At 58.0% G+C, this 17,866-nt stretch carries 14 protein-coding genes; 9 read left to right on the plus strand and 5 right to left on the minus strand.

Annotated elements, in window-relative coordinates:
• Nucleotides 1-69: 69 nt before the first annotated feature.
• Complete coding sequence (locus G3256_RS18180; RefSeq protein WP_169642168.1) at nucleotides 70-2,010, minus strand: alpha/beta fold hydrolase; 1,941 nt, start codon at nucleotides 2,008-2,010, stop codon at nucleotides 70-72.
• 429 nt (nucleotides 2,011-2,439) lie between these two features.
• On the opposite strand from G3256_RS18180, the gene G3256_RS18185 reads away from it, so the two are divergent.
• The 3 genes from G3256_RS18185 to G3256_RS18195 all read left to right on the plus strand — a co-directional run bounded on the left by G3256_RS18185 (nucleotide 2,440) and on the right by G3256_RS18195 (nucleotide 6,919).
• A complete protein-coding gene (locus G3256_RS18185; RefSeq protein WP_169642169.1) occupies nucleotides 2,440-4,080 on the plus strand; it encodes an ABC transporter substrate-binding protein in 1,641 nt (546 codons plus the stop codon).
• A gap of 196 nt (nucleotides 4,081-4,276) precedes the next feature.
• On the plus strand, nucleotides 4,277-5,722 hold the full coding sequence (locus tag G3256_RS18190) for a radical SAM/SPASM domain-containing protein (protein WP_169642170.1): 1,446 nt from the start codon (nucleotides 4,277-4,279) through the stop codon (nucleotides 5,720-5,722).
• Between the two features lie 804 nt (nucleotides 5,723-6,526).
• Nucleotides 6,527-6,919 carry a hypothetical protein gene (locus G3256_RS18195; protein ID WP_169642171.1) on the plus strand — a complete coding sequence of 131 codons (393 nt, stop codon included), beginning with the start codon at nucleotides 6,527-6,529 and terminating at the stop codon, nucleotides 6,917-6,919.
• Nucleotides 6,920-6,933: 14 nt separating this feature from the next.
• Here the strand turns inward: G3256_RS18195 and G3256_RS18200 are convergent, their stop codons facing one another.
• The 3 genes from G3256_RS18200 to pncA are packed head-to-tail and all read right to left on the minus strand — an operon-like array spanning nucleotide 6,934 to nucleotide 9,784.
• Nucleotides 6,934-7,860, minus strand: coding sequence for an aminotransferase class IV (locus G3256_RS18200; protein WP_169642172.1), 927 nt, complete (start codon nucleotides 7,858-7,860; stop codon nucleotides 6,934-6,936).
• Between the two features lie 30 nt (nucleotides 7,861-7,890).
• Entirely contained in the window at nucleotides 7,891-9,183 is a 1,293-nt protein-coding gene (gene pncB, locus G3256_RS18205; RefSeq protein ID WP_169642173.1) for a nicotinate phosphoribosyltransferase, read from the minus strand.
• A complete protein-coding gene (pncA, locus tag G3256_RS18210; protein WP_169642174.1) occupies nucleotides 9,176-9,784 on the minus strand; it encodes a bifunctional nicotinamidase/pyrazinamidase in 609 nt (202 codons plus the stop codon). The genes pncB and pncA overlap by 8 nt, the downstream gene beginning before the upstream one ends.
• 126 nt (nucleotides 9,785-9,910) lie before the next feature.
• On the opposite strand from pncA, the gene trhO reads away from it, so the two are divergent.
• The 6 genes from trhO to G3256_RS18240 all read left to right on the plus strand — a co-directional run bounded on the left by trhO (nucleotide 9,911) and on the right by G3256_RS18240 (nucleotide 16,737).
• Complete coding sequence (gene trhO, locus G3256_RS18215) at nucleotides 9,911-10,798, plus strand: oxygen-dependent tRNA uridine(34) hydroxylase TrhO (protein WP_169642175.1); 888 nt, start codon at nucleotides 9,911-9,913, stop codon at nucleotides 10,796-10,798.
• Between the two features lie 94 nt (nucleotides 10,799-10,892).
• Nucleotides 10,893-11,726, plus strand: a complete 834-nt coding sequence (locus tag G3256_RS18220; RefSeq protein ID WP_169642176.1) for a flagellar motor protein MotB — start codon at nucleotides 10,893-10,895, stop codon at nucleotides 11,724-11,726.
• A gap of 101 nt (nucleotides 11,727-11,827) precedes the next feature.
• Entirely contained in the window at nucleotides 11,828-13,141 is a 1,314-nt protein-coding gene (locus G3256_RS18225; protein WP_169642177.1) for a flagellar hook protein FlgE, read from the plus strand.
• Nucleotides 13,142-13,184: 43 nt separating this feature from the next.
• Nucleotides 13,185-14,630: a flagellar hook-associated protein FlgK gene (gene flgK, locus G3256_RS18230; protein WP_169642178.1), complete on the plus strand. Its 1,446-nt coding sequence runs from the start codon at nucleotides 13,185-13,187 to the stop codon at nucleotides 14,628-14,630.
• A 2-nt stretch (nucleotides 14,631-14,632) separates the two neighbouring features.
• Nucleotides 14,633-15,637 (plus strand): flagellin, encoded by a 1,005-nt coding sequence (locus G3256_RS18235; RefSeq protein ID WP_169642179.1) that lies wholly within the window; start codon nucleotides 14,633-14,635, stop codon nucleotides 15,635-15,637.
• Nucleotides 15,634-16,737, plus strand: coding sequence for a flagellar basal body P-ring protein FlgI (locus tag G3256_RS18240; protein ID WP_169642180.1), 1,104 nt, complete (start codon nucleotides 15,634-15,636; stop codon nucleotides 16,735-16,737). The genes G3256_RS18235 and G3256_RS18240 overlap by 4 nt, the downstream gene beginning before the upstream one ends.
• Nucleotides 16,738-17,131: 394 nt before the next feature.
• On the opposite strand, the gene fliP is transcribed toward G3256_RS18240, so the two are convergent.
• Complete coding sequence (gene fliP, locus G3256_RS18245) at nucleotides 17,132-17,863, minus strand: flagellar type III secretion system pore protein FliP (protein ID WP_169642181.1); 732 nt, start codon at nucleotides 17,861-17,863, stop codon at nucleotides 17,132-17,134.
• Nucleotides 17,864-17,866 lie beyond the last annotated feature (3 nt).

Consider the following 17,866-nt stretch of genomic DNA (forward strand, 5'->3'; position numbering starts at 1 on the left):
GCGCGCGGTATCGCACTCATCGTGCCATTGGCTTCATCAGCGCGGGGCGCTTTGCGGGGCCCTGCCCGGCTACTGAACCCATGGCGCAATGTAGAATTCCGGTTTTAAGCTCTGTGCGCAGGTATCGGTAAACTTCCGACCGGGATCATGGGTGAAGGCAAGGCCGATATCAGAGACACAGCGGGCATACAGAACTGATCCGTGGCCGGTTTCGGGAAAGACGAGGGCCTGCGCATCAGAAAACCCGGAAATTGCAGCGGCGCCCCATTTCCAGGATGTCTGCTGGTCCCATGTCCCGCCAATGGCCAGCGTCGGAATATCGCTGGCAAAGGGCACCTGAAAGTTTTCGCGCGGATGATGGTCAAACATTTCACAGATCGCGAAATACTGCGTGGTGGTCGGAGTCCAGTAGGTTGTGACAGCAGGATAGGCATATGTGCTGCGCAATTCTTCGAACCCGGCAAGAGAATTGAACGGGATGTCCTCCTGACAGGCGTAAATCCACAGATCGACAGTATTGGTGAAACTGACTGAACTGAACTGAACCGACATGGCGGCTGAGCGGAAGAATTCGTCGATTTCCTCTGTATTCATAGCGGCGATGACCGCGCTCAGCCGCGCGCGGGCGTCACCCTCAAAATGCATGGCGACAAAGGCGGTAAGCGCCTCTGCTGTCGGGGAACCGGCGACCAGTGCTGCGAAATCACGCGCCATAGCGACCGTCCGGGACGGGTCTCCAAGCGCGGATGTCCCTGCCCGGGAAAGCTCTTCGTCGAGCACCGCAGCCAGCGGGCCCAGATCACGCGACCGGCGCACGGCATCGCGCAGCGCGGGCAGGGTGAGGCTCAGTCCGTGGTCCGTCTCCTTCAGCGTTTCAGCCTGGGATATCGCGAGATCCAGCAGGGTCCGGCTTTCGTGATCGTTCACGGTCACCCCGGCACGGAGAGCGGCCATTCTGTCGTCCGGCAGGATAAACCCGTTGCCATAGACCAGATCAATCGCCGGGCTCAAAGCCTCGCCCCGCGCGAACTCGTAGATCATCGCCGGCATATAGGGCGTGATACTCAGACGAGAGAGGTGCTTTGCTCGCATCTCGAACATCGAGACCACAGCCTCCAGAGGCACCACATCACCGTCCGGACCGGTAAGCTCGCCGGCTTCTGCTTTGTTCAGCACGTCGTTGAGAACAGATCCGAGGTCAGGATAAGCCGCATTGCACGCGGTATCCTGCGCGCACTCCGTGACCAGTGCCTCCATCGAGTCGTTCAGAGGCGTCGCCAGAGTGTCATACCCCGGGATCCAGGGCGGGATGACGCCGTCGAGGATGACCGATCGCACACCGTCAGGGGCGCTCCGCATCACCTCCAGCGCAAGCTTGGTGCCATAGGAAATGCCATAAATGTTGTAGGTTTCATATCCCAGTGTCTGCATCACCGCCCGCGTATCATAAGCATTCTGCAGGGTGTTATATTTACTCAGATCGCGCGCGGAAGACTGCAGTTCGGCGAAACAGGCCTCAAAAACGGCGCCTTTGTCGTCCCGGACCACGGCATCAATCTGATCGGTGATCGTCTCGTGGCAGGCGACATTCGCAGAGGAAAGGCCCGCGGCGCGCTGGTCGAACATGATGACATCGCGCGTCTGGCGCCATGGGTCGAAAACCTGTGCAAAATACGCAAGGCCGTCGAGATTGCCTGAGCCCGGTCCCCCGTGCAGGTAGAGCAGCGGATCTTCCGCAGGCGTGCCTGAGCGGGATTTCATAACCGCAAACTGCAGGTTGATGTGGCTTTCTGCGTCGGGTGCATCGTGATCCTCCGGCACCCTGACGGACCCGCAGATGATGCTCCGCCCTTCCACTTCTGACGGCCCCGGGGCACTCGGGCATCGGTTTATCGTGACAGGAAAGGCGTCGTGGTGGCCGCCCCTCGCGATATCACCAAAAGTTTCCGCCGGATCGACCGGCTCCCCGGTGAGAGCTGCGATAACAGCCATAACCTTATCAAATTCCATAAACAAAATCCTCATCAGCTTCGTGCGGGTCTGGCGCAGCCCTGTGCGTGAATCAGACTGTACCACAGGTTTTACCGGCCAACACAAGGGCCGGCGCTTTCTCTTCCGGTCATGCAGGCCCGGCCAAACGGCTCTGTGACCTGCATCCAGACCACAAGCAGAAAATGTCCCGACCGCTATGGAATATTGTCGCCGCACCAGACCCGGTCCGGAGAGGATGCCGCCCGAAAAAGCGCAGAGTGCGTCATACGGGCGCGCTGCCAACCGGCCCCGCTTGCAATTCAGGCAAATGTCGTTTTTGTTGGGTTATGTCGTTTTCCGGGCATTCCGCCCGTCGTGGCACAGAGTGAGATCCTTCCTTCTGCCACGCAGATACTTCGCCTGCCCTCAGGTCTTTCACTTTCACTTCCATACCGGAGCCAGAATTTTATGACGTTTTCAGAAACCGTTCACCCCGCTGCCCTGAAATATGCCCGCGAAACAGAGGCCGGCACGCTGTCGCGGCGCGAATTCATGACCCGTGCCACATCTCTGGGCGTCACTGCCGCGGCCGCCTACGGTCTTCTGGGTCTTGCTCAACCGGCAAAAGCCGCGGCCCACGCTCAGGCGGGCGGTACGCTGCGCATTGAATCAACGGTCAAAGCGCTGAAAGATCCGCGCACCTATGACTGGCCGCAGATGTCCAACTATACCCGCGGGTATCTGGAGTATCTGGTCGAGTACCAGATTGACGGCAGCTTTGAGCCGATGCTGCTCTCGGGCTGGGAGGTCAACGAAGACGCCACGGAATACATGCTGTCCGTCCGGCCCGGGGTCACATGGACCAACGGTGATGCCTTTACCGCGCAGGACGTGGCCTTCAACATTGAGCGGTGGTGCGACAAGGGCGTCGAAGGCAATTCGATGGCGTCCCGCATGGGCTCGCTGGTGGATGCAGAGACCGGCAAAGCCCGCGAAGGAGCCATCAGCGTGGTCGATGACGCCACCGTGCGGCTGACGCTGGACAAGCCGGACATCACTCTGATCGCCGGGTTCTCGGATTACCCCGCTGCCATCGTACACCAGAGTTTCAACGGTGACCCGCTTGATAACCCGATCGGTACCGGGCCCTATCTTCCTGCTGAGTTTGAGGTTGGTGTACGCGCGGTGCTGGTGAAAAACGAGGACCACACCTGGTGGGGAGAGGGCGCCTATCTCGACCGTATCGAATACCTCGATTTTGGCACGGATCAGGCAAGTATCGTAGCCGCTGTTGATGCCGATGAGGTCGATATGGTGTACGAATCGCTGGGTGATTTCATCTTTATCCTCGACGATATCGGCCTGACAAAATCCGAAGCTGTGACCGCGAACACGGTGGTCATCCGCCCCAATCAGGAGGCTGTCGTGGATGGCAACACTCCTTATGCGGACGTCCGGGTGCGTCGCGCCCTTGCGATGGCGGTCGACAATGCGGTTCTGCTGGAGCTCGGATTTTCAGGCAACGGCCGGGTGGCGGAAAACCATCATGTTTCTCCCATTCATCCCGAGTATGCGGAGTTGCCCGCCCCGGTCTATGACCCCGCCGGCGCCAAAGCGCTGCTGGACGAGGCCGGCATGGGCGATTTCGAGCACGATCTGATTTCGATCGATGATACCTGGCGCAAGGACACGACAGATGCGGCGGCATCAATGCTGCGCGATGCCGGGATCAATGTGAAACGCACCGTTCTGCCCGGAGCGACGTTCTGGAACGACTGGGCCAAATATCCTCTGTCGAGCACTGACTGGGCACAGCGTCCGCTGGGCGTTCAGGTTCTGGCGCTGGCCTATAAGTCGGGTGAGGCGTGGAATGAAAGCGCCTTTGCCAGCGAGGAATTCGACAGCCTGCTGGAAGACGCTCTGGCGATCGCCGATGCCGACCAGCGACGCGAGGTGATGGCAAAGCTGCAGAAGATCATGCAGGACGAAGGCGTTATCATTCAGCCCTACTGGCGGTCGATATACCGGCACCACAAGGAGAGCGTCGTAGGTGCCGAAATGCACCCGACGTTCGAAATCCACGTCACCAAACTGGGGTTCGCCGCGTAAGGCCTTCCAGGGCTGACCAGACTGACGGGCCCGCACAGACAGCGCGGGCCCGTAAACGTGTCTGAAGAAGGCAGTGCTCCGGGCGTCATGTTTCTTGATCCGAGATCCGATCAGGGCAATACTTTACCACCGCTCGTAATTGATCACTGTCCGGATACTGACGCAGCCCCCCGGACCCAACCGGCAGCATACACTCATGCAATCTGCACATCAGGACGGCGATCCTTTACGCACCGGGCAGGATGACCGTCAGCCGGCCATGCTCGAATGGCTCGCAGAACAGGACAAAACGTATCTTCGGCGACGCAGGCTGGGTGACGGCCCGGAAAAGAACGCGATTGATTTTGTCAGAGAGCTTCTGAAGGAACTCGACGCAGGTCACAGTGACGCGGATAAAAAGGCTCTGGTCGCCCATGCTGTAAAGAACCGCACGGAAATACCCGCCGTCCTGCTCGTCGTCGCAGGATGGGTGAGCCTGCGGCTGAAGCGCTGGAGCGATACGAAGATGCTCGCGCGCGAGCTTGTGGGGCGGGATCATCACGATCTGCTCGCACAGCGCCTGATTGACGCGGCGGAGGAGAAATCTGCAGATCTGGAAACCGAGACCGATCGCTGGCTCAAAACGCGGATGTGCAACGCGCCGTTCAGAGAAATGGAGTCGCGCACGACCGGTCAGGTACACTTCTGCTGTTCCGCGTGGCAACCGGTGCCTATCGGGCGACTGGATGCCCCGAAACCGGACGGCTTCTGGAATTCTGAACGCGCCCGTGAGATCAGGCGGTCGGTGCTGGACGGCGATTTCACGCATTGCAGCCGGTGGCACTGCCCTTCGATCGCAGGGCGTCGTCTGCCGGAACGCGCTACCGGCACTCCGGCGCCGGCACTGCGCGCCGAGAAAGGGCCGCAACGGGTGATCCTGTCGCATGACCGCTCGTGCAATATATCCTGCCCGAGCTGCCGGACCGGTCTGATCAGTCTTCCGCATAAAGAGACCACAAAGCTGAACGATATCTTCGAAGAGCACCTGCTCCCGATCGTGCGCAATGCGAGGCACATCAAGGTGACGGGCTCCGGAGATCCCTTCGGCAGCCGCCATTTCCGCCATATTCTGCAGCGCCTGACCAGAACAAAATCCCCGACGCGGCGCATTCAGCTTCATACAAACGGCCTGCTGCTGAACGAACGGGCCTGGACCGATCTCAATCTCCGGGACAATGTCTCTTCTGTATGGATTTCGATTGATGCCGCCGAGCCGGAAACCTATTCCGTCCTGCGGCGTGGCGGGGACTTTGATACTCTGGTCAAAAATCTGAGGTTTCTGGGAGATCTTAACACGCGCGGCGAAATCGACACTCTGAGGCTGGACTTTGTCGTGCAGCAGGCAAATTATCTGCAGATGCCGGCCTTTGTGGATCTGGCACGGGAAGTCGGCGCCGACGGTGTTTACTTCCTGCGCCTGAGAAACTGGGGACATGTAGCTGCCGAAGTGTTCCGGAATCAGGATGTATGTTCCCCCGACCATGCAGAGCATGACCGGTTGCTGAACGTCCTGTCGGATGACCGGTTCGTATCGGACGCGGTTGAGCTTGGCAGCATGAGCCGCCTGGTCAGCCAGGCCCGTCAGTCAGTCGGGCGTCGCTGAGCCGAACCGCCTCGTGACGGACCGTCATGCTCCTGCCGCATTCCTGTCCGAAACGTGCCGGAGCGCGCCTTTTACGGCTGATCTCCCCGCCTGTTACCGGTCGATTCGGATTTTGGGGGCACGATTTTGACACATTCTTCCTGCCGGTGGCTGATTAACACTTAACATGCTGTTATTATTTATTTTATAAGCACCAGTCTTACTTGCCAGGCATGTAAAACCACCCTCTCAGAGCGGGTCTGCACAGCTTAATCGCCTCATGTAAGGGGCAATGTTTCCGCAGCGGCGACGATCGGGTGAAAAAGTTGAAATGCAGCAGAAATGTGGCATATGTTCGACATGACCGGTGCTGTGAGTATCAGTGACGAGGTCCGGTTAATCAGTTCTGGGTGGGGCGCACGCAGGAGTTTGTATGAACCTCAGAACCAGAACTTTAAGGCCATCGTTGTTTTTGATGGTCGCAGTTATTTCAGGATGCAGCGTAGGTTCGGACCGTGTGGTGACACGCGGTTCTGTTGCTGTTTCACCTGAGCCGGCTGATCAGTTCTGTTCCGGAGCGGGTGCCCTGCCCGGCCGCTCCGGACCCAATTATGTCACGCCCCGCACCGGATGCGCGGCCCCGTCTCTCGCCCTTCTGCGCGAGCCCCGGCAGGTAATTTACACCACCCGAGCGCCTCTGGATGAGACCGCACCCGGGGCGCAGACAATGTCAGGCAACGCGGATACGGGCCCCAGAACGACGGAAGATCGTAACGGCCTGCAGAACGCGACGCCATTTGACGAGTAACAAGGTCAGGATATTCTATGAGCATTGATCCCCGCAGCCGCCGCCTTCGCGCCCTTAACAACCGCATGTCCGATCGTGTCCTGATCAAACCGGCGCGCCACAGGTCCGACCTGCACATGCCCGACAGCCATACGGTCGCCGCCTATATCATCCGTGCCCTGAAAAACGGAATTACCAGCGCGCAGCTTGAAGCCGAAACCGGCTGGTCGCGCTCTACCGTGCGGGTCAATCTGCACAAGATCGCAAAGAAGTGCGGCATCGGCGTCGTGCGCCGTGATGAGCTGCTTTATCTTGTTCTGCCGGATGGTTCCGAAGACGCCGCCGGGCGGCCGGTCCGGGTCATCAACCCCGAAGACGCCCCCGCTCGAGCAGCAGGCGGGACACAGGTGGATGCTGTCATCACCCTGTGATCAGCGCGATGTGATCAGTCCGGCCTGCCGGTCGTTTCTTCAATCAGGTTTTTATAGAGCTTCCGGATCCTTTCGGTGACCGGTCTTTTGCCGTTTCCGACCGGTTTGCCGTCTACCGAGGCCACCGGCGTCTGCGCCCCGAAGGTGCCTGTCAGAAAGGCCTCATCCGCACCGTGAACTTCGTAAAGAGAAAAGTTTTTCTCAAAAACAGGAATGCCATTTGCGCGACAGAGGTCGATAACCTTCTGGCGGGTGACACCTTTCATGCAGTAGTCCCCTGTGGAGGTCCAGACCTCACCCTGGCGCACAATAAAGAAGTTGCAGGCGTTTGTGGTGTTCACAAATCCATGCGGGTCGAGCATCAGCCCTTCGTCGGCACCGGCTTCTTCAGCCTGCAGACAGGCGATCACGCAGTTCAGTTTTGAATGGCTGTTGAGCTTGGGGTCCTGCGACATCGGCAGGCCGCGCACCTGAGGCACCGTGGCCAGTCGGATGCCTGCCGACTGCAGGCTGTCCACCGGGGTTGAGTGCTCCATGATGATCACCAGCGTCGGCCCCGTGCGGCTGAGCGACGGGTGCTGAAACGGTTTCACTTTCACGCCGCGGGTCAGCATCAGACGGCAGTGCACTTCGCTGTGCATATCGTTGGCCGCCGCCGTGCGGGTCAAAGCATCAAGGATACCAGCACGGTCCATGCCCACATCAAGCGACACCGTTTTGCAGGACGCAAAAAAGCGGTCCATATGTTCGTCAAAAAACGCCCATGTGCCATTGTAGAGCCGCATGCCTTCCCACATGCCGTCTCCCAGCAGAAAGCCGCTGTCATAGACAGAGACTTTCGCCTCGTCACGGTGCAAAAGTGCGCCGTTGACCCAGATCCTGATGTCGCGGTTGCGCAGGTCTTCGTCAGCGTCGTGGGTGGTGTGGCTGTCAGTCGTCATTTCGTGCTCCGCACATGCTTGTGGCCGCTCTCAGACGATCACTTCCTGCGCCACCTGTTTTTCCAGATCAAAGACGCGTTTATACCGTTCGATTTCATCCTCAGGCCCCATCGCTTTGTTCGGGTTGTCAGAGAGTTTGACGGTGGGTTTTCCGTTGGCACTGACCGCTTTGCACACCAGTGAAAAGGGTGCGAGCCGGTCGTCCGGCACCAGGTTCCGGAAATCATTGGTCAAGAGTGTTCCCCAGCCGAATGAGACATTCACCCGGTCTGAAAACTGCTCATGCAGGGTGCGGATCGTCTCTACATCGAGGCCATCGCTGAAGATCACGCGCTTTTCGGACGGGTCTTCTCCACGCTCTTTCCACCAGCCAATCGCGAGTTCGGCGGCCTGAGCCGGATCGCCGCTGTCCACACGGATGCCGGTCCACCCCGCCAGCCAGTCAGGCGCTTTGTCGAGAAACCCCCGGGTGCCGAAGGTGTCCGGCAGAATGATGCGCAGGTTACCCTCGTGTTCTTCATGCCAGTCGGAGAGCACGTCATAGGGCGCCTGTGCCAGTTCCGCGTCATTCTCTGCAAGGGCCGCATAGACCATCGGCAGCTCATGGGCGTTGGTGCCGATCGCTTCCAGCTCGCGGGTCATGGCGATTTTACAGTTCGAGGTGCCGGTAAAGGCGCTGCCGAGACCTTCCTGCATCGCCTGCACGCACCAGTCCTGCCACAGATAGCTGTGGCGCCGCCGGGTGCCGAAATCCGCAATCGACAGGTCTTTGATATCGCGCATGGCCTCGATCTTTTCCCACACGCGGGTCATGGCACGGGCATAAAGCACCTGAAGCTCGAACTTGCCCATGGTGTCGAGCACGGCGCGCCCCCGCAACTCCATCAGCACGGCCAGCGCCGGGATCTCCCAGAGCATCACCTCGGGCCAGCTTCCCTCGAAGGTCAGCTCATACTGATCGCCCTTGCGCTCAAGGTGATAAGGCGGAAGGCGCAGCTGCTCGAACCACTCCATGAAATCCGGCCGGAACATCTGGCGTTTGCCGTAAAAGGTATTGCCGCGCAGCCAGGTGCTTTCGCCACGAGAAAGCGAGAGCGACCGGATATGATCGAGCTGCTCGCGCAGCTCGCCCTCGTCGATCAGTTCTGCCAGCGGCACGTCTTTGCTGCGGTTGATCAGGCTGAAGGTCACGCGGGTGTCGGGTTTGTTGCGAAAGACCGACTGGCACATCAGCAGTTTATAAAAATCAGTGTCGATCAGTGAGCGCACAATCGGGTCGATTTTCCATTTGTGGTTCCAGACGCGGGAGGCGATATCAACCATTGCCGGTCTCCAGGGTCACGCCCGCCACCTGCATGCCCGCGCGCGCCGCCGCAAGCGAGCCTTCAAGGTCAATGGCGCGGCAGAGATCTTCGCGCACCGTCACCCTGAACCCCTTCTTTGCAGCATCAACCGCCGAAAAGTTCACACAGAAATCAAGCGCGAGCCCGACCATGGTCAGGTCAGTAATTCCACGGGTGCGCAGGTAACCGTCAAGCCCCGTCGGTGTCTCGTGGTCGTTTTCAAAAAGTGCTGAGTAACTGTCGATCGCAGGGTTGTACCCTTTGCGAATGATCATATCGGCCCGGTCGGTCTGGAGCGCCGGGTGAAACTGTGCGCCGAGGCTGCCCTGAATGCAGTGATCGGGCCAGAGCACCTGCTGGCCATAGGGCATATCGATCATGTCATAGGGTGATTTACCCACATGCGAAGACGCAAACGACGAGTGCCCGGCAGGATGCCAGTCCTGGGTCAGAATGACCGCCTCCGCGCCCGCCATCAGCATGTTGATGCCGTCGACAACATCATCCCCGCCGGGCACGGCAAGCGCGCCACCCGGGCAGAAGTCTTTCTGCACATCGATTACAATCAGGGCCGTGGTCATGATCTGCGCTCCCGTGTTCACCTGCATTTGGGTAAGCGGGGGCGCCTCCCGCGTCAATGGCAAGGCCCGGTGCGGGCACGATGCCGCCTCTTGCCTGATCGCGCCGGCGGGCGTATCTGAGCGCCCATGTACACGATTGCCGCTCTCTATCACTTTACCCGGTTTGACGCGCCTGAGGCCCTTAAGCCGGCGCTTCTTGATCTGTGTCTGGCACAGGATGTCAAAGGCACGCTGTTGCTGGCACCCGAGGGCGTGAACGGAACAATTGCCGGTCCTGCTGCCGGGATACATGCGGTGATTGCGCACCTGAAGTCCCTGCCGGGCTGCGCAGAACTGGAATGGAAAGAGGCGCAGAGCAATACGCCCCCTTTCAACCGGATGAAGGTGCGCATCAAGCGCGAGATCGTGACCATGCACCAGCCCGATGTCGATCCGCGCGCCCGGACCGGCCACTATGTCGAGTCTCAGGACTGGAACGACCTGATCGCCGATCCGGATGTTGCCGTGATCGATACGCGCAATGACTACGAGGTTGCGATCGGCACTTTCAAGGGCGCCGTTGATCCTGAAACCGCCAGTTTCGGGGATTTCCCGGCCTGGTGGGCAGCGAACAAAGACCGTTTCCGCGACAAGAAAATCGCAATGTTCTGTACCGGTGGGATCCGCTGTGAGAAATCGACCAACTATCTGCTCGGACAGGGTGTGGATCACGTGTTTCACCTCAGGGGTGGTATTCTGAAATATCTTGAAGACGTTCCTCAGGAGAACAGCACCTGGCAGGGCGAATGCTTTGTCTTTGACGCGCGGGTCAGCGTCGGGCACGGGTTGCGCGAAGGGCCGCACATACTGTGCTACGGGTGCCGCCGGCCGATCCTGCCCGAGGACCGGGCACGACCGGAATTTGAGGAAGGCGTGAGCTGTCATCAGTGCTTTGCCGAGACCACGGATTTTGACAAAGACCGCTTTCGCGAGCGGCAGAAACAGATCCGCCTGGCCCGCGCACGCGGGGATTAACCCGGACATCCGGCCGAAACCTGCTCCCTGTTAAGCCGATCGAAACACCTTGCCCGTTATACCCGGGGTCGGGTGAATAAAGAGTGGTGGAGATATGGGCGCGCAGAGCAATCTGGCACCGGTCATCATCAAACGGAAAAAAGTTATCGCAGCCGGCCACCATGGTGGCGCCTGGAAAGTCGCATATGCGGATTTCGTCACGGCAATGATGGCCTTTTTCATGATGATGTGGCTGTTGAATGCAACGACGGAACAACAACGCTCCGGACTGGCGGATTATTTTTCGCCGACGGTTCCGATCAACCGGATTTCCGGTGGTGGGGACGGTAACTTCGGCGGCGACAGTATGATGGCCGAGGACACCCTGCCGCAGACCGGTACGGGTGCGACTGCAGAACATTCGACAATTCAGAAACAGTCGCGCGGACAAAGCGGGATGACGGCCACAGGCGGCGATCTTGATCAGGCAGAGGCGGCACTGAAGGCTCTGATGGACGAGCTTATGGGGCGTGGCGGTGAAAGCACCGTCATGAACAATCTGCTCGAGCATATTGTCACGCGCATCACTGACGAAGGACTGGTGATCGAGCTGTTCTCAACCGAAAGCGCAAGGATATTCGAAGCCGGCACGGCCGAGCCGACGCAGTTGCTGCGTGATCTGACAGACCTTGTTGCCAGCGTCGCCCAGACGGTAACCAATCCGGTGGCCATCGGCGGGCATGTTCAGTCGAGCCCGATCGTGGTCGCAAAAAGCCCGGTGTGGGATATTTCATCTGATCGTGCGGATCAGATACGGCTTCTTATTGAGCAGGGTGGCGTTGCGACGGGGCGTGTGCACCGGGTGACCGGTCATGCCGACCGTGAGCTGGCGGATGATAATCCGATGGCTGCCCGCAACGAGCGGGTCGAGATTGTGCTGCTGCGGTGAACCAGGGCAAAAATGTGGCGCATTTTATCTGTTAGCGCGGTGTTAAGCCGGCGCCTTTATCTGATGGTCCTGACCGGATTACACATCAGAAAGGCGTGCTTATGTCCATTTCATCTTCGCTCAACGCAGGGGTTGCGGGTCTGCAGACGAATTCACAGCGTCTGGCCTCCATCTCGGACAACATCGCGAATTCATCCACCTACGGCTACAAACGGGTCGAAACGGATTTTGAATCCATGGTGCTGTCAAGCGGGGGCGGGTCTTATGCGGCAGGCGGCGTACGGGCAAACACGCAACGCCTGATCGATGAGCGCGGCACCCTGATTTCAACCTCGAATGCGACTGATCTTGCGGTGCGCGGCGGCGGCATGCTGCCCGTGGCTCAGGCCGCTCAGGTTCAGACCGCAGGAACCGATGCGCCGATGTTTCTGACCACCACCGGATCCTTTCGGACCGATGCCGAAGGATACCTGACATCTCAGTCCGGCCTTGTCCTGATGGGCTGGCCTGCGGCAAACGACGGAACAATTCCGCCTTATCCCCGCGACACTGCTGATGGTCTCGAACCGGTGCGTATCAACACCGGTCAGCTGGCAGGCAATCCGACGACACAGATGGCACTCGGCATCAACCTGCCTGCCACCGCGACGGAGGCAGATTCCGCCGGTCTCGTCGAACAGATTTCAGTTGAGTATTTTGATAACCTCGGCACCTCTCAAAGCGTGAATATCACTTTCACGCCTGCAGTTCCGGCTCTTCCGACGGATCCCGCAACGAACAGCTGGACCATGCAGATGTTCGATTCCACCGATCCGGCCACGGTCATCGGTGAATATACGCTGACCTTTACCGACGCCCGTGTCGGCGGTGGCTCTCTGGCATCCGTCACGCCGGTCGGCGCCAGCGCACCCTATGACGATACGACCGGGCTGCTGACGATCAACGTCGCGGCCGGCCCTATTGAAATAGATATCGGCGCGCTCGGCGATACCGAAGGCCTGTCGCAGCTGTCCTATAATTTCGCACCGATCTCAGTGACCAAAGACGGCTCGGCAATCGGTAACTTTGTCGGCGTGGACGTCGATGCAAACGGTTATGTGCGCGCGTCATTTGATACCGGTGAGATCCGTACAATTTATCAGATACCCCTGATTAACGTCCCTAACCCTAACGGTTTGCAGGCTTTTGACAGCCAGACCTATCTGCCATCCCGGCAAAGCGGCACCTTCTTTCTGTGGGACGCCGGTGACGGTCCGACGGGCGACATCGTTTCTTTTGCACGTGAGGAATCCACCACGGATGTGGCTGGCGAACTGACCGATATGATCAAAACGCAGCGCGCCTATTCCTCCAATGCCAAGGTAATACAGACCGTGGATGAAATGCTGCAGGAAACGACAAACATCAAACGGTGATGCAGGCCGTCACTGACCAGGGCTTCACACAGAAAGGGCGGTAATGTCCATTTCATCAGCACTATCCAACGCAATGACAGGGCTCGGCGCGGCCGGGCGCACGTCAGAGATCATCTCGTCAAACATCGCAAACGCGATGACCCCGGGATACGGCGTGCGAAACCTCTCGCTGTCGTCGTCACAAATGGGTGGCGTCAGTGTCGATGGCGTAATGCGCAACGTGAACCCTGCTTTGCTGGCCGATGTCCGGTTGTCGGGTGCTTCCTTCCGGAATGCCACGGCCCGGACAGAGTTTCTGACCCGCTACGAGGATATGCTCGGCACGCCGGATCAGCCGTCATCTCTGTCTGCGCGAATTGCGAAATTCGAAGAGACGCTCATCACAGCAGCGAGCCGTCCGGATGCGCCGGAGCGGCTTTCGGGGGCCGTTGAGGCCGCGCGTGATCTGGCCGGCATCATATCGGACGCCTCTGTCGGAGTGCAGCAGGCTCGCAGCGAAGCCGACCGGAACATCAGCGTTCAGGTCGACAGGCTGAACACCTCGCTGGAAAACGTCAGGGAACTGAACGGCCGCATCACCCGGACAATTACGCTGGGTGGAGATCCGTCGTCCCTTTATGACCTGCGGCAGGCTCTGGTAGATGAGATCAGCGACATGGTCCCGGTGCGTCAGGTTCCCAGAGATAACGGCAAAATTGCACTCTATTCCACCGGCGGCGCCATCCTGCTTGATGGCGGCGTTGCAGAGATTGAGTTTATGGCCGTCAATCAGGTGACCGCCTATATGAATCTTGGCGCCGGTACATTGTCGGGACTGACTGTCAACGGCATTGAAGTGCGCACCGACAGTGAACGCGGCGCTCTCGGAGGCGGCTCACTCGGAGCCGAGTTTGAGATCCGCGACGAACTTGGAACGGACGCGCAGACGCAGCTGGACGCACTTGCCCGCGATCTGATTGAACGGTTTCAGGACCCTGCCGTCGACCCCACGCTTCTACCCGGAGATGCGGGCCTTTTTACAGATGAAGGAATGTGGCTTGACCCTGCCAACGAAACCGGACTGTCCGGTCGCCTCGAAATAAACGCAGCGGTTGATGTGCGTCAGGGCGGTGAGCCGTGGCGCATCCGGGATGGTCTGAACGCCGTCGCCCCCGGAGAGGTTGGAGACGCACGGCTGATCCAGAGCCTCACCACGGCCCTTCAGACAACGCGTGCTCCAGGTTCCGGGGATTTTGGTGCCGGCGCATTTTCCGCGATCAATCTTGCCTCCGCTCTTACGTCGCAGCTTGGGTCTGACCGCTTTCAGTCCGAACAGAAACTCAGTTTTGCGTCGTCGCAGTTTGATGAACTTACTCAGCAGATGCTGAGCGAGGGAGTTGACACCGACAGGGAGCTTCAGCGTCTCCTGATTGTCGAGCAGTCATACGCAGCCAATGTGCGGATGATCGAAGCCGCTGACGAAATGATGCAAACAATTCTGAGGATCTGATCATGAATTCCACGTCAATCGGCGATCTGTCCCACGCATTCATGATGCAACGACGCAGCGTTTCTCTCCGCAACGACCTCTTCCGTCTCACCGACGAGTTGTCGAGCGGTCAGGTCGCTGATGTCCGCGGTGTGCTGGCCGGCAATCACAGCTATCTCACCAGTCTTGAACGAACCCTCGAAGTTCTTGGTGGCTATTCGGTTGCCAACAGCGAAGCGGCCTACCTTACGGGTGCAATGCAGGTATCGCTTGAGCGGGTACAGGACATAGGCGGCAAACTCGGGATTGATCTGCTGCTTGCCAGCGGTGGGCCGATCGGCGTTGTCGCCGGTAATCCATCAGAAAATGCACGGGTGCAGCTTAGCGGGATTATCAATTCACTGAACGACGACATTGCGGGGCGCAGCCTCTTCGGCGGCACGGCGACTGACCGACCACCTTTACCGGACGCACAGGTTCTGATGGACACCCTCCGCCCCGTGTTGTCCGGGTTGGCGACGCCTGATGACATTCTCGCGGCTGCTACCACATGGTTCGCCGATCCTGCGGGTTTCGATGCCATGATCTACAGTGGTTCAGACACCGCGATTGCTCCCTTTCTGTTGTCCGAAACGGAAGAAGTAACACTGGACGTAAAAGCGAATGATGAGGCCCTTAAAGGACTGTTGATGAATGTAACTGTTGCCGCACTGACAAATGATCCCGCGCTTGGGCTTGATGTGCCTGGACAGTCTGAACTTTTTGGTATGCTTGGCGAAGGAATGCGCACGGATCAGGACCGCATCACAGCGCTAAGATCGAGGATAGGCTTTACCGAAGAGCGGATTGAACTCGTTGCAGCCAGAAATCAGGCGGAGGCAACGAGTATTGAGTTTGCGAGAAATAATCTTCTGGCTGCAGACCCCTTTGAAACCGCAACGGATCTGGAGAATGTGCAATTCTATCTGCAGAGCCTTTATGCAGTAACCGCCCGTAATGCTCAGCTTTCTTTGGTGAATTTCCTGTGAAATCATTCCTCATCCTCGTTGGCGTAATTTTTTCCTTTTCATTTCAGGCAGAAGCCGGGCCGGTCAGGTTAAAGGATCTCGTGGAATTTGATGGGGTACGGGGCAACGACCTTGTCGGATACGGTCTTGTCGTCGGCCTCAACGGGACCGGGGACGGGCTTCGGAACTCGCCGTTTACCGAGGAGATCATGGCCAATATCCTTGAACGCCTGGGGGTGAATGTCAGTGGTGAACAGTTCCGGCCTAAAAACGTGGCAGCAGTCCTTGTAACGGCCGCACTGCCGCCCTTCGCACGCAGCGGCAGCCAGATCGACATTACGGTCTCAGCAATCGGGGACGCGAAAAGTCTGCTGGGAGGCACTCTTATCATGACCCCGCTCAATGCAGCGGATGGCCAGATTTACGCAGTTGCTCAGGGCACGATAATCGCTGGTGGTGCCGTTGCCGCAGGGGACGGAGCCGAAGTGACCAAAGGAGTTCCTACCGCCGGGATGATCCCATCCGGGGCACGGGTTGAACGCGAAATTGAGTTTAATCTTTCGGCGCTTTCAACCCTGCGGCTCGCGCTTCGCGACGCTGATTTCACAACCGCATCGCGGATCGAGCAGGCGATTAACAATAATTTCGGGCGGCCAGTAGCATTTATGCTGGACTCAGGCACAGTCAGGCTCAGCATCACCGAGACCCGTATGGCCTCAGTTGCGCATGCGCTCGGCCGTATCGAAAACATTCTTGTCGAACCGGAACGCAAGGCACGTGTAGTCGTCGATCAGCGTTCAGGAACAATCGTGATGGGAGAAGATGTACGGATCTCGCGTGTTGCGGTGTCTCAGGGAAATCTGACACTGCGTATTGAGGAAGCGCCGATTGCCGTGCAGCCAAACCCATTTGCAGAAGGTGAAACCGTAATCGTCCCCCGAACAACAGCGGAGATTGAAGAAGAACCCGGGATCGGACTGGCAGAAATACCCAACGGCACATCGCTGTCAGAGGTAATTGGCGGTCTGAATGCACTGGGCGTGTCACCACGCGACATGATTGACATTCTTAAGAGCATTAAAGCCGCAGGCGCTCTGCATGCAGAATTTATCGTGAGGTGAACTGGTAGTCATTCTGTCAGCAGAGTTGTCCTTTCCATGCAGGCCGTCGGAACTGCGTTCTCCGTACATTCTGTGAGAGTGACCTGTACACTTACCCGTATTCCAAAACCAGATGCTCTCCTTTACATATGAAACAAGTAAAAGCATCAGGGCACCGGGTGTCTTCAATATGAGGAGGCCCGATGCCACGCACAAACATCCTATGTAAACTGATACGCGTCAGACCCACCGTTCAGCACATCGGATACTGGCCGGAGCGACAATGCACTGTGGCCGGATCTACTGGTAGCCGTATCCGGCGAATGAAAAAGCTGGTGCGGTATTGCCTTAAGATGAATTGGAAATTTCACAACCACAGATGACTTCGAGCTTTCGGGACAACTGCGTAACCGGGTCAGAAATAACTCTTAACAAGACTGCCGGCGATGAGGCTCCACCCATCAGCCAGAACGAAGAAGGCCAGCTTAAACGGAAGAGACACAATGGCAGGCGGCACCATCATCATACCCATCGACATCAGCACAGCAGCAACCACAAGGTCGATGATAAGAAACGGAAGAAAGATCAGAAAGCCGACCTGAAACGCCCGCGAAATTTCCGATAGCAGGAAACTCGGAACAAGAACCGATAACGCAGCATTTTCATCCGGAACTTCATCAATCGTATCAGGACGCAGCTCCGCCATGGCGAAGAATGTTTCCGGATCCAGACGAGCGGCCATAAAAACGCGGAACGGCTCGATCGTTCTTTCAAATGCGGTTTCAATACCGATCTCATTATTGGTTAACGGAGAAATGCCATTAGCCCACGCCTGTGTGAAAACAGGTTCCATAATGAAATAGGTCAGAAACAACGCCAGACTGACGATCAGCATATTGGGTGGCGATTGCTGCAAACCGATAGCCTGTCGCAGTATTGAGAGCACTGTAATCATAAACGGAAAACAGGTCACCATAATCGCAATGCCCGGTGCCAGACTAAGCACGGTTATCAGTGCAAAAAGTTGAATCGTCCGTGCACTGACGGATCCATCATCGCCCAGGCTGAAGGATACTTCCTGTGCGGCAAGGCTGCCCGGCAAAAACAGAGCTGCAGCCAGCAAAACGAACCAGATCCTGCGTTTCATTGC

The organism is Roseobacter ponti (genome assembly GCF_012932215.1).
Lineage (GTDB): Bacteria > Pseudomonadota > Alphaproteobacteria > Rhodobacterales > Rhodobacteraceae > Roseobacter > Roseobacter ponti.

What these genes read in the sequence shown, in the direction of transcription:
- G3256_RS18180 (WP_169642168.1), bottom strand. Translation starts at nt 2,010, where the DNA reads ATGGAATTTGATAAGGTTATGGCTGTTATCGCAGCTCTCACCGGGGAG.
- G3256_RS18185 (WP_169642169.1), top strand. Translation starts at nt 2,440, where the DNA reads ATGACGTTTTCAGAAACCGTTCACCCCGCTGCCCTGAAATATGCCCGC.
- G3256_RS18190 (WP_169642170.1), top strand. Translation starts at nt 4,277, where the DNA reads ATGCAATCTGCACATCAGGACGGCGATCCTTTACGCACCGGGCAGGAT.
- G3256_RS18195 (WP_169642171.1), top strand. Translation starts at nt 6,527, where the DNA reads ATGAGCATTGATCCCCGCAGCCGCCGCCTTCGCGCCCTTAACAACCGC.
- G3256_RS18200 (WP_169642172.1), bottom strand. Translation starts at nt 7,860, where the DNA reads ATGACGACTGACAGCCACACCACCCACGACGCTGACGAAGACCTGCGC.
- pncB (WP_169642173.1), bottom strand. Translation starts at nt 9,183, where the DNA reads ATGGTTGATATCGCCTCCCGCGTCTGGAACCACAAATGGAAAATCGAC.
- pncA (WP_169642174.1), bottom strand. Translation starts at nt 9,784, where the DNA reads ATGACCACGGCCCTGATTGTAATCGATGTGCAGAAAGACTTCTGCCCG.
- trhO (WP_169642175.1), top strand. Translation starts at nt 9,911, where the DNA reads ATGTACACGATTGCCGCTCTCTATCACTTTACCCGGTTTGACGCGCCT.
- G3256_RS18220 (WP_169642176.1), top strand. Translation starts at nt 10,893, where the DNA reads ATGGGCGCGCAGAGCAATCTGGCACCGGTCATCATCAAACGGAAAAAA.
- G3256_RS18225 (WP_169642177.1), top strand. Translation starts at nt 11,828, where the DNA reads ATGTCCATTTCATCTTCGCTCAACGCAGGGGTTGCGGGTCTGCAGACG.
- flgK (WP_169642178.1), top strand. Translation starts at nt 13,185, where the DNA reads ATGTCCATTTCATCAGCACTATCCAACGCAATGACAGGGCTCGGCGCG.
- G3256_RS18235 (WP_169642179.1), top strand. Translation starts at nt 14,633, where the DNA reads ATGAATTCCACGTCAATCGGCGATCTGTCCCACGCATTCATGATGCAA.
- fliP (WP_169642181.1), bottom strand. Translation starts at nt 17,863, where the DNA reads ATGAAACGCAGGATCTGGTTCGTTTTGCTGGCTGCAGCTCTGTTTTTG.